Source organism: Candidatus Accumulibacter vicinus (genome assembly GCF_000584955.1).
Taxonomy (GTDB): domain Bacteria; phylum Pseudomonadota; class Gammaproteobacteria; order Burkholderiales; family Rhodocyclaceae; genus Accumulibacter; species Accumulibacter vicinus.
The window spans coordinates 54,188-67,649 of the sequence record NZ_JDSS02000026.1; the positions used below are offsets into that span (position 1 = coordinate 54,188).

Genomic DNA, 13,462 nt, shown 5'->3' on the forward strand with positions numbered 1-13,462 from the left:
CTGGTCGGTATCGGCGATTCGGACAGCGGCATCGAGGTGAATCCGCAGATGGACAGCCTCCTGCACCCGCTGCAGTATGCGCAGCGCCTGTTCTATCTGAACGCGGGCTGCGTCCATGATGCACCGGGGCGAGTCGACGAGAGCTACGTCGACCGCCTGCAGAATCTCGTCGAAGGATTGCGGCCGGGAGCGAAGCTGCTGCTCTTTGCTTTCGACCGCTTCCACGACCTCGATGGTCGGGCCGACCCGCAGCGCAGTTCCTTCCATACCCCGAACGCCTACGCGCAGGCCGTGGCCGCGCGCCATCCGCAGTATTTTCAGTGGGCGGCGTCGATTCACCCGTATCGCGGCGACTGCGTCGAGGCACTGGCCATCGCCGTCGAAGGAGGGGCGCGGGCGGTGAAATGGTTGCCACCGGCGATGGGCATCGATCCGTCCTCAAGGCGTTGCGATCGCTTCTATGCCGCACTGGCGAAACACGCTCTTCCGTTGATCAGCCATGCGGGCGAGGAAAAAGCGGCTCCCGGTGGCGATCAGCCCGCCTTTGGCAACCCGCTCCTGCTGCGGCGGGCGATGGACCATGGCGTACGGGTGGTGGTGGCGCATTGTGCCTCGCTCGGCAGCGCCGTCGATGTGGACCGGGGTGCGAACGCCGCGCCGCTTCCCTGTTTTGAACTGTTTGCTCGCCTGATGGGCGAAGCGCGTTATGAGAAACTGCTGTTTGGCGATATTTCGGCGCTGACGCTCAGGAACCGCAGCGCGGAAGTTCTGCGCACGCTGCTCGAGCGCGGCGAATGGCATGCGCGTTTGCTGAACGGTTCCGACTATCCGTTGCCGGGCATCGTGCCGCTGATCCTGCCTGCGGAGTTCGCCGCGCGTGGCATGCTGCCGGAGTCAGCGGTTGCGGAGCTGGAAGTGATTCGACACCACAATCCCTTGCTCTTCGATTTCGTCCTCAAGCGGCATCTGTCTTCGCGGGGACAGCGCTTCGCCCCCACGATCTTCGAGACACGCTCCTTCTTTGAACGATGCCGGCTGGCTGAGGGGCCTGGCGCCGGCATGAAGGGGAACCCGGCCGGTGGCGAGGGAGGCCTCGCAGCGTTCGGTGGTGCGCAGTGCAGCCCTCCAGGGAGCTAGGGCCATCGTTGCCGATGGCCCTGCCTGACCGAAGACGCCGCTCGTTCAGCCGATCCTGAACATCAGCGTGTCGGCCCCGGAGTTCAGCGCGACGCTGATCGGCAGTTGATCCGTCGTCGGACCCCAGAACTGGCGTGGGCCCGGTGACGAGAAGAGATCACTGGCCGCCCAGGCCTCGCGCCGTGAAACGAAGTACTGCATGGCCGGTGAATCCATCTTGACCAGTGCCTTCTCGATCACGAACTCATCCTTGCCGTGACGGCGTTCGATGTTGAGCAGGCCGGCGAGCGGGATCGCCTGTGGTGCGCCGCCGCTGGCGAGTCCGGTGATCGTCGCCATGTAGCCGGTACGGCCGTCGAGGATCAGCGAGCCGGCGGTCAGGCCGAGGTTGTAGGTATAGGCGGCATCGAACAGCGTCGGTGCGCCGCAACGGCCTTCGTAGCCGAGGAAGTGGCTGTGCGCGGCGAAGGGGACGTTCGCATCGAGTTCCCTGACGCGCTGCCTGGCCATGTCGATCAGCAACTGCTCGGTGGGAATCAGCGAGACCTGCAGGTTGCCGTGCGAGTCGCGTTCGGCGAGCAGCATGTTCACGATGTAATGCGGCAGCGAGGCCAGCAGGCTGGCATTTTCGGGGCTGAGCCGGCTGCCGACGAAAGCCGGTCTGGCGTCGTCAGCCTGGGCGGCGAACTCGGCAGCGTGGTGCGCGAGGACATCGTTGAGGTCGGCGATCATGGCGTTCATTTCCGGGATGAACTCGATCAGGCCTTCCGGCGCCAGCAGGACGCCGTAGTTCATTCCCCGGTGCGAACGTTCGACGATGACCCGTGCGACGCGGTCGATGATGCTCGCCAGCGACTCCTGGTTGGCGGCGATTTCTTCGGAGATCAGGGTGATCGCCGGCTTGGTCTGCAGCGCGACTTCGAGTGCGACATGCGAAGCCGAGCGGCCCATCAGCTTGACGAAGTGCCAGTATTTGAGCGAGGAGCTGGTGTCCTGCAGGATGTTGCCGACCATCTCGCTGTAGATCCGTGTCGCGGTATCGAAGCCGAACGAAATCGAGAGCAGGTCGCCGATCTGCAGGTCGCCGTCGATGGTTTTCGGCACGCCGATGACCTGCACGCCGGAGCCGTCGGCCTTGACGCCGGTAAACAGCGATTCGGCGAGGACTGCGGCATTGGTGTTGGAATCGTCACCGCCGACGACGACGATGGCGTCGAGCCGGTGTTTGATGCAGGTTTCGCGGACCTGTGCGAACTGCTCGTCGCTCTTGATCTTGGTGCGGTCCGAGCCGAGAAAGTCGAAGCCGCCGGTGTTGAGGATGAAGTCGACGTTGGCGTCGGTGATTTCGAACAGCGAGCCCTTGAGCAGGCCCTTTGGACCTGCCCTGACGCCAAGGAGCGTGTTGCCGGCGCCAAGCACCCGCTTGAGTCCGCAGACCACGTTGTGACCGCCCGCGGCCGGACCGCCCGAGAACAGCACGGCGATGCGCTTGCCCTGCACGGTCGCGGGGCTGCTGCCGGAGGAAGTGAGGACGACATTGTTGGAGGCGGCGACGCTCTGCGGGAACTGCGCGCGCACGGCGTCGCTGTCCTTGGTGCTCAGGACGCGCCCGGTGTTCTTGAAGCTGACCGGCTGCGGGCTGCTCGACGAGCCGAATGCGGCGCAGACCGGCAGGGGAAGCTGGCGCACGGCCGATTCGAAGATCGATTGGTGCGCTTCTGTCTGGATGAGCTGCTCTACCAGGGTACTCATGGTTTGATCCTCGGTGTACTGTTGTACTTACGATGTTCCAATAGAAAGGTGATCTCCGGCAGGCACAAAAAAGGGCCAGCCCAGACCTGGACCAGCCCGCTGGCATGCGCCGGGAATCGATTAACCCAGCGTGCCGATGTTGTTCAGGTCGGCAAAGGCCTGCTTCAGTCGGGCCCGGAAAGCGTCTTCACCCTTACGCAGCCAGGCGCGCGGGTCGTAGTACTTCTTGTTCGGTTTTTCATCGCCTTCGGGGTTGCCGATCTGACCCTGCAGATAGCCTTCGTTCTTCTTGTAGAAGCCCATCACGCCATCCCAGAACGCCCACTGGAGGTCGGTGTCGATGTTCATCTTGATGACCCCGTAGGAGATTGCCTCGCGGATTTCCTCGAGGGTCGATCCCGATCCGCCATGGAAGACGAAGTTGACCGGGAGGTTCTTGGTGCCGAACTTCTTCTGCACGTAATCCTGCGAGTTCTTCAGGATGATCGGCTGCAGCTTGACGTTGCCCGGCTTGTAGACGCCGTGCACATTGCCGAAGGCAGCGGCAATGGTGAAGCGGTCGCTGACCTGCGAAAGCGCTTCGTAGGCCATCGCCACGTCTTCCGGCTGGGTGTAGAGCTTGGAGCTGTCGACGCCGCTGTTGTCGACACCGTCTTCCTCACCGCCGGTGACGCCGAGCTCGATTTCGAGGGTCATTCCCATCTTGCTCATTCGTTCGAGATAGCGCTTGCAGATCTCGATGTTTTCCTCGATCGGTTCTTCCGAAAGGTCGAGCATGTGCGAGCTGTAGAGCGGTTTGCCGTGTGTCTTGAAGTATTTCTCGCCGGCGTCGAGCAGGCCGTCGATCCACGGCAGCAGCTTCTTGGCCGCGTGGTCGGTATGCAGGATGACCGTCGCGCCGTAGAGTTCGGCCATCAGATGGATGTGCTGGGCGCCGGAGATGCCGCCAGCGATGCACGAACGCTGGTGGGTATTGTCGAGGCCCTTGCCGGCGAAGAACTGCGCGCCGCCGTTGGAGAACTGGATGATCGCCGGAGAATTGAGCTCCTTGGCGGTTTCCATGACCGAGTTCACCGTGCTGGTGTTGATGACGTTCACCGCCGGCAGCGCGAATTGCTTGGCCTTGGCCAGTTCGAAAATTGCCTGCAACTCGTCGCCAGTGGCGACGCCGGGTTTGATTTGTGTTGCACTCATGATGGGCTTATTCCAGATTCGGTTGATCAAAAAAGTCGGGAAGGTCGAGAAACGAGTCGAGAAACGAGGACAGAACGGACGCCCAAAACGCCCGCTTCGGTGGAAGTATCTCCGGCGTGCAGCGACTCGTCAAGCTCCGTCTGCTGGGTTCGTGCAAAGACGCTGCGAGGCACCCGAAATGCACCGAAAAAGTGCTCCGAACGGGCTCCGAACGGCTCGCATGTCAGGCCTTTCAGCCGGCACGGGAGGCCAGATGTTCGATCAGCAATTGCGGCGTCTGGACGCCGTTGTAGTCGTTGATCGCCAGCCGGTAAGCGGCGCGGACGGTGTTGCCGGGTGCTTGGTCGAAGTTGAACTGGATCGCGTCGAGGCATTGGGTTCCCTTGCGCAGGCGCAGCTTGAGGTGTTTGTCCTTGAGGATGCGCTGGCTCTCGACGACGAATTCATCCTGGAACAGCGGCGCCGGAAATCCCTGGCCCCAGACTTCGGCTTCGAGCAGCCGCGCCGTGGCGATCGAGAGATAGGCGGCTTCGAGGCCGCCGTCGGTTTCCAGCGTGCGCGTGCGGTCGGCGGGCGATAGCAACTCGTCGACGACGGCTGCGAACAGTTCGCGAAAACAGGCAAAGTCGCTTTCGCGTATCGTCACCCCGGCCGCCATGGCGTGCCCGCCGAAGCGCAGCAGCAGGCCCGGCGCACGTTTGGAAAGCAGATCGAGGGCATCGCGCAGGTGCAGGCCGGCGATCGAACGGCCCGATCCCTTGATCTCGCCGTCGCCGCCGCGCGCAAAGGCGAATACCGGACGGTGCAGCCTTTCCTTGATGCGTGCGGCGACGATGCCGACGACGCCCTGGTGCCAGTCGGCGTCGAACAGCGAGACCGCTGCCGCGGCGTTCTCGTCCAGGTCGGGAGCAGCCCTGGCGATCTGGAACAGCGCCTGCTCCTGCATGCCGGATTCGATCTCGCGGCGTTCGCGGTTGAGTGCGTCAAGTCGTTGTGCGATGTTCAGCGCGCGTCCTTCGTCGTCGGTGAGCAGGCACTCGATTCCCAGCGACATGTCGGCGAGACGGCCGGCGGCGTTGACGCGCGGGCCGATCATGAAGCCGAGGTCGTTGCCCGAGGCCTGCGCCGGATCGCGTCCGGCGGCACGGAAAATGGCGCGCAGGCCGGGGGTGAGCTGGCCCTGGCGAATGCGTTTGAGACCCTGGCTGACGAGCACCCGGTTGTTGTGGTCGAGCCTGACGACGTCGGCGATCGTGCCGAGGGCGACCAGGTCGAGCAGGGCGGCGAGCCGGGGCTCGCTCTGCATGGAGAACCAGTGGCGCTCGCGCAATTCGGCACGTAGCGCCAGCATCACGTAGAAGATCACGCCGACGCCGGCCAGATGCTTGCTCGGGAAGCTGCAGCCGGGAAGGTTGGGGTTGACGATGCAGTCGGCGGCCGGCAGTTCGTCGCCCGGCAGGTGATGGTCGGTGATCAGCGTTGCGATGCCGAGCTGCCTGGCGCGGGCAACGCCGTCGACGCTGGCGATGCCGTTGTCAACGGTGACGATGAGCTTCGGCTTCTTCGTCGCAGCAAGCTCGACGATGTCGGGGGAGAGTCCGTAGCCGTAGGTGAAGCGGTTCGGTACCAGATAATCGACGTTTGCGCCGAAAGCCCGTAGTGCCCGGACACCCAGCGCGCAGGCGGTGGCGCCGTCGCAGTCGTAGTCGGCGACGATGAGGATTTTCTGCTGCCCGGCGATGCAGTTGGCGAGCAGAACGGCGGCTTCGGCGGCATGCGTCAGCCGGGCGGGTGACAGCAGCGACGAGAATTCGTAATCGAGTTCGCTGCGCAGGACGATGCCGCGCCCGGCGTAGATGCGCGCCAGCAGCGGGTGTACGCCCTGCTGTTCGAGTTGCCACTGGATGCGCGGCGAGACGCTGCGGCTGCAGATTCGGGTCATGGCGCGTCCGGGTCATGACCCTTGGCCAGGGCCTGCACGGTGGCCGCCAGCGGCCGCGGGCGGCGCCACAGCCGCCACTGCCCGCTGCGGCTGCTTTCCCAGACCAGCATGGCGTAGGCGGTCGATGCGGCGAGGCGCAGGTGCCGGATTCTGCCAAGCGCAAGCGCCCTCTGCAGCGGCGCGAACCAGCGGGCTTCGAGTGCGAGCAGTTGCGCACGGTAGGCTTCGCCATCTTCGTACTGTACCGGTGCTTGCAGCGAATCGAGAACGAGCAGTGGGCGGCTGCCGGGGCGGGTCTGCGCCAGCAGGGCAGCAGCATCGTCGGGGACGGCCTGCACCGGTATGCCGAAAGCGCGACCCAGGCCGCGCGCCAGCGGGTGGTCGCTCCAGACGCCGGTGCAGTCCTGCGCGCTGCCGGCCGGCAGGACCCCGGCACCCCACAGCCACAGGCTGTTGATCGTCGATTGGCCTGCATCCTCGCGTCTGGTGTTGGCCGGGTGCTGATGGAGCACCATCTGCACTTCGTTGAGCAATTGGCGCAGCCAGCGCAACTCGGCGGTTTCCGGCAATTGCCGGCCGATGCTGCGGCCGGCGACGACGGACAGCGGCAGCACGTCGAAGCGGCCGAGTTCGGTGTGGCCGGCGAGCTGCAGATACCAGCGATCGGGCGTGCCGACGTGGAAGGTGCCGAGATCCGGGAACTGACGATTGAGTTCGTCAACGATGGCCAACGCTTCGGCGGCGGTGATGTCGAGACGGCCGCCGTCGGCAAGAATCAGACGTTCCTGGTGCAGGCGCAGATGCACCGGGTCGGCGCACAGCCAGCAGGCGTCGGCCACGGCCGGTCCGGCGACTTCACCGAGCGCCCGGAAGGCGGCGTAAGCGGCATTCCCGGCAAGACCGAAAGCATCGCAGAGCGTCGCTTCGAGCGACTGCGGTGGCCGATGCGTGCGCTGGCTGCGCGCGATCAGCGTGTTCAGGGCGTCGCAGCGAAGCGCGTCGAAACTGTCGTGGTCGTCGGGTTCGGGCCAGAGGAGTTCGGGAACGACCAGGGTGAGCTGCATGGGTGCGGACGGACGGGGGGTGGCTGCAAGGGGTGAGGGTGCGGAGAGTGCTTGCCAGGGAGGGCAGCCACTGTCGAAAAAGTGTAGCATAGCGCCTTTGCCGTTTCGGCGCTTCGTACGGTTCCTTGAAATGAGTTTCCGCCGCTGATGGCCCTGCCCTACGAGTTGCTGATCGGCCTGCGCTATACGCGCGCCAAGAAGCACAACCATTTCATTTCCTTCATCTCGCTGATCTCGATGTGCGGTATCGCGCTGGGTGTCGCGGCGCTGATCGTCGTGCTGTCGGTGATGAACGGTTTTCAGACCGAATTGCGGTCGCGCATTCTCGCTGTCGTCTCGCATGTCGAGATTACCGGTGCCAGTGGCGAAATGACCGGCTGGGAAGCGGTCGCCAAGCAGGCCGCCGGACAGCCGCAGGTGCTTGCCGCTGCGCCCTTCGTACAGGCGCAGGGCATGCTGGCCTACGGGCAATCGGTACGCGGCGCGGTGGTGCGCGGCATCCTGCCGGATCTCGAGGACCGGGTCGCAGACTTCCGCCCGCACATGAAAAGTGGCCGCTTCGACGCCTTGCAGCCGGATCACTTCAACATCATCCTCGGTTCGGAGCTGGCGCGCGCGCTCGGTGTTCTGGTCGGCGACCGGGTGACGCTGATCGCACCGCAGGGCGTGGTGACCCCGGCCGGCGTGGTGCCGCGTCTGAAGACCTTCCATGTCGTCGGGCTGTTCGAGGTCGGCATGTACGAGTACGACAGTGGCCTGGCGCTGATCCACCTCGCCGATGCGCAGCGCCTGTACCGCATGGATGACCGGGTTTCCGGCGTGCGCCTGAAACTCGACGACCTCTTTGCCGCGCCGCGGGTGGCGCGTTTGCTGGCTGGCAAGCTCGATACCCATGCCTTCATCAGCGACTGGACGCGCAGCCACGCCAATTTCTTTCGCGCCGTGCAGATCGAGAAGAACATGATGTTCATCATCCTGTCGCTGATCGTCGCCGTGGCCGCCTTCAACATCGTTTCGACGCTGGTCATGGCGGTCACCGACAAACAATCGGACATTGCCATCCTGCGCACGCTCGGCGCCAGCCCGGCGAGCATCATGGTGGTGTTCATCGTGCAGGGGGCGCTGATCGGCTGCGTCGGTCTCGGCCTCGGCGTCGCCGGCGGTGTCGCTCTGGCGCTCAACGTCGATGTCGTGGTGCCGTTCATCGAGCGCCTGCTCGGTACGCAGTTCCTGGCCAAGGAGGTCTATTACATTTCCAATCTGCCTTCGGAACTGCAGTGGCGCGACGTGACGACGATTACCGGCGTCGCTTTCCTGCTGGCGCTGGTGGCCACCCTTTATCCCAGCTGGCGTGCGGCACGCGTCAATCCGGCGGAAGCGCTGCGTTATGAGTGAACGGGTTCTGGCCTGTCAGGGCTTGCGCAAAATCTATCCGCAGGGCGACAGCAAAGTCCCGGTGCTGCTCGGTGTCGATCTCGAAATCCGGGCCGGCGAGCGGGTGGCGATCGTCGGTGCTTCGGGTTCGGGCAAGAGCACGCTGCTGCATCTGCTCGGTGGTCTCGACGCCGCCGACGCTGGCGAGGTGCAGTTGATGGGGAGCGATCTGAACCGCATCGACGAGGCACAGCGCGGCAACCTGCGCAATCGCCACCTGGGTTTCGTCTATCAGTTCCATCACCTGCTCGCCGAGTTCACCGCGCTGGAGAACGTCGCCATGCCGCTGTATATCCGGCGCATGCCGAAAGCCGAGGCGGAGGCGCGCGCGGCGGCCGTGCTCGGCGAGGTCGGACTCGGGCATCGCTTGCGGCACACGCCGTCGGAGCTGTCGGGCGGCGAGCGGCAGCGGGCGGCGATCGCGCGCGCACTGGTCACCGAGCCGGCCTGCGTGCTCGCCGACGAGCCGACCGGCAATCTCGACCGGCAGACCGCTGCCGGCGTTTTCGAGCTGATGCTGGCGCTCAACCGTTCGCGGCAGACGAGTTTCGTGATCGTCACCCATGACCCGGCGTTGGCCAGCCGCGTCGGGCGGATCCTGACGCTGCGCGACGGGCGCCTCCATTCGTCGGTGCCGTGAAAGCAATGTCTGTCCGGGGGAGCAGCCGCTAACATCGCCCCACGACGTCGATGCCGTTGTTTTACCCTTTCGAGGAGACCCATCATGAAATTTCTATACGCTCCGGCTGTAGCCCTGCTCAACCGTGTCGGCTACACGCAGAAATTCGCCATCATGGGCGCGCTCGCGCTGGTGGCGATCAGCGTTCTTTTGGTGAACCTCTACCAGAGTCTGCACCGGGTGATCGACACTTCGCGGCGGGAACTGGCCGGTATCGAGGTGCAGAAGCCGATCAACCGCCTGGTACAGCACCTGCAAATCCATCGTGGCCTGTCGTCAGGCGTCTTGAATGGCAACGACGAAATGAAGGCTCCCCGCGCTGCCCGGCAAGACGAGGTCAACCAGGCCCTGAAGATGCTCGAAGGCAGGCTGCCCGCCGAACTGACGGCCAGCGACACCTGGAAGAAGGCCGTCGATAACTGGGCGATCATCGAGAATACGGGCCTGGAACTGATCCCAAGAGAAAATTTCCGGACCCACAATCGCCTGATCGCCGATCTGCTGGACTTGCAGCGGGTTGTCGGAGACCACTACTCGCTGTCCAACGACCCGGACATCGACCTGGTCAACATGATCGTCGCGACGACCGACCACTTGCCGAAAGCTCTCGAATACATGGGCCAGTTGCGGGCGCTGGGAACGGCTACGCTGACCAGGAAGCAGCCGCTGACCCTGGTGCAACAGGTCGAAATGACCGTTCTCCTGAGCGGGCTCGACGACAACGTCAACGAAATGCAGTATCACCTGGAATTGGTCGCACACAGAACACCGGACCTGCAGCAGACCATCAGCACGGTGGTGAAACAAATGACCACGGCAACCGAAAGGGTCAGCGCGCTGGTAAACCAGGATCTCCTTTCCGGCGCCTATGCGACCGCCCCGGGCGAGTACTTCGCGTTGACCACCGCCGTGCTCGAAAGCGGGTACAAGGAAATGTTCGAAAACCTGTTCCCGGCACTCGAGCAACAACTGCAACGCCGGATCGACCGGACGGAACGTGAGCTGTTCATCAATATCGCCGTGTCGCTGCTCATGCTATTGCTGTTTGCCTACATCTCGGTCGGCTTCTACTACGCAACAATGGGCTGTATCCAGCAACTGGCCGACAACGCGAGAACACTGGCTACCGGCAATCTCGGCGTGCGCGTGCAACTCGGCACCCGCGATGAGCTGAAACTGGTCGGCGACAGCCTCAACGAGATGGCCGCGGCGTTTCGTGGCCTTCTTCAGAACGTGCATCGCAGTGCGGGCGAGGTTCTCGACGCGACGCAGAGGCTGTCCGCATCGACAACGCAGGTCAAGCGCGGCAGCGAGCAGCAGAGCGAGGCCGCGTTGAAGATGGCTGCGGCAATCGAGGAAATGACGGCGGGGATCGAACACCTGTCGGGCAATGCACAGGACGCCGACCGGATTTCGGCGCGCGCAGGGGATCTGTCTACCGAGGGGGGCCGTGTCGTCGGCAACGTCGTCGAGGCGATTGAACGAATAGCCGAGGTGGTCAATCAATCGGCGTCGATCGTCGCCGATCTCGGAGGGCACTCGGAGCGGATCTCGGCAATTGTCCATGTGATCAAGGAAATTGCCGATCAGACCAACCTGCTGGCGTTGAACGCGGCGATCGAGGCGGCGCGAGCCGGGGAGTCGGGACGCGGCTTTGCGGTGGTCGCCGACGAGGTGCGCAAACTGGCGGAGCGCACCAGCCGGTCGACGCAAGAGATCGCGGAAATGATTTCCGCGATCCAGGCAGGCACCAGCGATGCCGTGGCGAGCATGAAGATCGGTGTCAACCGCGTGACCGAAGGCGTCACGCTGGCCCGGCAGGCGGGCACCTCACTCGCCGAGATCGGTGACAATGCCCGGCAGGTAGTACAAAAAGTGGCCGACATCTCCAGCGCCCTGCACGAACAGAGCGTTGCCAACAGCGAAATCGCCCGCAGCGTCGAGCGAGTCGCGCGCATGGCCGAGGAGAACTCCTCGGCGGTGGCCGGCAATGCCGCAACGGCAGCACAGCTCGAACGTTTGTCGCAGGGTCTCGACGCCGAGGTTCGCCGCTTCCGGATCGGTTGACCGGATGCAGGCACGGGCACAGCAGGTTCGCCTGCGCTCGCCGGGTGTTTTCAGGTCTAACGCGTCATGCGTGTCCGCATCATTGCCTTCGCCCTCGGTGTCGGGTGGCTGCAGACCCGGGAGAGCCTTCCGGCATGGCCGCTGCTTGCCGGTCTTGTTCTTATTGCCCCCGGCTTGCTGTTCTGGCTCGGGCGTCGCCGGGACGCGCTCGGCTGCGTCGGGTCGCTGCTGGCCTGCGCGATGCTCGGACTTGTCTGGGCGGCACTGTTCGCCGAGTTCCGTCTTCGGGATTCCCTGCCGGCGGAGTGGGAGGGCCGGGATGCGCAGGTGGTCGGGGTTATTGCCAGTCTGCCGCACGCCTTCGCACGCGGCGAGCGCTTCGAGTTTGAAGTCGAGTCGGTGGAAACACCTGGCGCGCGTCTACCACGGCGGATCATGCTTTCCTGGTACCACGGTGCTCAGGACGACGACTGGCACCAGCGACTGGTGATTCGCCCGGCCGAGCGCTGGCGCTTCACCGTTCGCCTCAAGCGCCCGCACGGCAACGCCAATCCGCATGGTTTCGACTATGAGGCCTGGCTCTTCGAGCGCGGTCTGCGGGCAACGGGCTACGTGCGTCCCCGCGCCGACGCGCAGCGCCTGGACGATCTGGTCCGGGCTCCCGGCTATTGGGTCGAACGTTTGCGCGACCGGCTTCGCCGCTCCTTTGTTGACGTCCTTCCCGACGCTCCCTATGCCGGCATTCTCGTGGCACTGGCGATTGGTGACCAGCAGGCGATCCCGGCCGATCAGTGGCGCTTGTTCCGGCAGACCGGTGTGACGCACCTGATGTCCATCTCCGGCCTGCACGTGACGATGGTGGCCGCCTTGTTTGGCGGTTTTTTTGGTTGGCTGTGGCGGCGCAGCGAACGGCTGATGCTTTTTCTGCCGGCGCAGAAAGCGGCGATCGCCGCCGGCTGGTGCACGGCTTTCGGCTACGCCCTGCTCGCCGGTTTTGCCGTACCGGCGCAGCGGACGGTCTACATGCTGAGCGTCGTCGCCCTGGCGCTGTGGTCAGGCCGCAATCTCGGCGCCAGTCGCAGCCTGCTGCTGGCACTGCTGGCAGTGCTGCTGCTCGACCCCTGGGCAGTGCTGTCGCCGGGATTCTGGCTTTCCTTCGCGGCCGTCGGGCTGCTCTTCTTGGTCAGTACGGCCCGGCTGGACGCTTCCCGTGGCTGGCGAGCAGCGCTTGCCAACTGGGGAGCGACGCAGTGGGCAGTGACCCTCGGGACGCTGCCGCTGCTGCTGCTGATGTTTCAGCAGTTCTCGCTGGTGTCGCCGCTGGCCAACGCCCTCGCGATCCCGCTGGTCAGCTTCATGATCACGCCACTGGCGCTGCTCTTCGCCGTCCTTCCCTGGCCGCCGCTGCTCTACTTCGATCACTGGCTGCTGTCCGGTTTGATCGGTTTTCTCGAATGGCTGGCGATCTGGCCGGTCTGGGAACAGCCGGCACCGCCGCTGACGGCGACTCTGGTGGCGGTGCTTGGGGTGATCTGGCTACTTTTGCCACGCGGTTTCCCGGCTCGCTGGCTGGGCCTGTGTCTGCTGCTGCCAGTGCTGTTTGCACCAGCCGAGAGGCCCCTGGCGGGAGAGGCCTGGGTCGATGTGCTTGACGTCGGTCAGGGACTGGCGGTTGTCGTGCGTACCGCCGAACACAATCTTCTCTACGACACCGGGCCGCTGTACAGCGCCGAATCGGACGCCGGCCAACGCATCATCGTTCCCTACCTGCGCGCCAGCGGAATCAAGTCGCTCGATTCGCTGATCGTGACCCATCGCGACAAGGACCACTCGGGTGGCGTCGTAGCCGTGCAGGAGGCGGTGCCGATCGTGCGTACCTTGTCGTCGCTTCCCGAACTGTCCGGCGAACGTTGTCAGACCGGGCAGGCCTGGGAGTGGGACGGCGTTCGTTTCACGATCCTGCATCCCGAAGTCACTGCTTACGAGCACCAGGCCGCCAGGACCAACAACATGAGTTGCGTGCTGCGGATCGAGAATGCCTTTGCCAGCGTCCTGCTCACCTCCGACATCGAGGCACGCGACGAGCAGGCCCTGCTCGATCGGGCCGCTCCCCTGTTGCGCAGTGACGTGCTGCTGGTGCCGCATCACGGCAGCGCCACTTCGTCGACGCCCGACTTCGTGGCTGCCGTCGGT

General features: G+C 64.5%; 9 protein-coding genes. 5 read left to right on the forward strand and 4 right to left on the reverse strand.

Going from position 1 to position 13,462, the window contains the following annotated elements:
* Positions 1-1,137 (forward strand): amidohydrolase family protein (locus CAPSK01_RS12410; RefSeq protein WP_273703605.1); only part of this gene is annotated, 1,137 nt, incomplete at its 5' end.
* A 45-nt stretch (positions 1,138-1,182) separates the two neighbouring features.
* On the opposite strand, the gene CAPSK01_RS12415 is transcribed toward CAPSK01_RS12410, so the two are convergent.
* The 4 genes from CAPSK01_RS12415 to CAPSK01_RS12430 form a co-directional block, all read right to left on the reverse strand.
* Positions 1,183-2,889, reverse strand: a complete 1,707-nt coding sequence (locus tag CAPSK01_RS12415; RefSeq protein WP_034926994.1) for a diphosphate--fructose-6-phosphate 1-phosphotransferase — start codon at positions 2,887-2,889, stop codon at positions 1,183-1,185.
* A 120-nt stretch (positions 2,890-3,009) separates the two neighbouring features.
* Positions 3,010-4,083, reverse strand: coding sequence for a class II fructose-bisphosphate aldolase (gene fbaA, locus CAPSK01_RS12420; protein WP_034926997.1), 1,074 nt, complete (start codon positions 4,081-4,083; stop codon positions 3,010-3,012).
* Positions 4,084-4,315: 232 nt separating this feature from the next.
* Positions 4,316-6,025, reverse strand: a complete 1,710-nt coding sequence (recJ, locus tag CAPSK01_RS12425; protein ID WP_034927000.1) for a single-stranded-DNA-specific exonuclease RecJ — start codon at positions 6,023-6,025, stop codon at positions 4,316-4,318.
* Positions 6,022-7,179, reverse strand: coding sequence for a hypothetical protein (locus CAPSK01_RS12430; RefSeq protein WP_273703606.1), 1,158 nt, complete (start codon positions 7,177-7,179; stop codon positions 6,022-6,024). Before CAPSK01_RS12430 ends, recJ begins: the two co-directional genes overlap by 4 nt.
* Before the next feature lie 57 nt (positions 7,180-7,236).
* On the opposite strand from CAPSK01_RS12430, the gene CAPSK01_RS12435 reads away from it, so the two are divergent.
* From CAPSK01_RS12435 to CAPSK01_RS12450, 4 genes are all read left to right on the forward strand, one after another.
* The gene (locus CAPSK01_RS12435; RefSeq protein ID WP_034927003.1) at positions 7,237-8,484 is read left to right on the forward strand and encodes a lipoprotein-releasing ABC transporter permease subunit; all 1,248 of its coding nucleotides are present in this window, start codon (positions 7,237-7,239) and stop codon (positions 8,482-8,484) included.
* Positions 8,477-9,163, forward strand: coding sequence for a lipoprotein-releasing ABC transporter ATP-binding protein LolD (gene lolD / locus CAPSK01_RS12440; RefSeq protein ID WP_034927006.1), 687 nt, complete (start codon positions 8,477-8,479; stop codon positions 9,161-9,163). Before CAPSK01_RS12435 ends, lolD begins: the two co-directional genes overlap by 8 nt.
* Positions 9,164-9,247: 84 nt before the next feature.
* Positions 9,248-11,269, forward strand: a complete 2,022-nt coding sequence (locus CAPSK01_RS12445) for a methyl-accepting chemotaxis protein (RefSeq protein WP_034927009.1) — start codon at positions 9,248-9,250, stop codon at positions 11,267-11,269.
* Positions 11,270-11,335: 66 nt separating this feature from the next.
* Positions 11,336-13,462, forward strand: a 2,127-nt coding sequence (locus CAPSK01_RS12450) for a DNA internalization-related competence protein ComEC/Rec2 (protein WP_034927059.1), incomplete at its 3' end; no start/stop codon positions are given.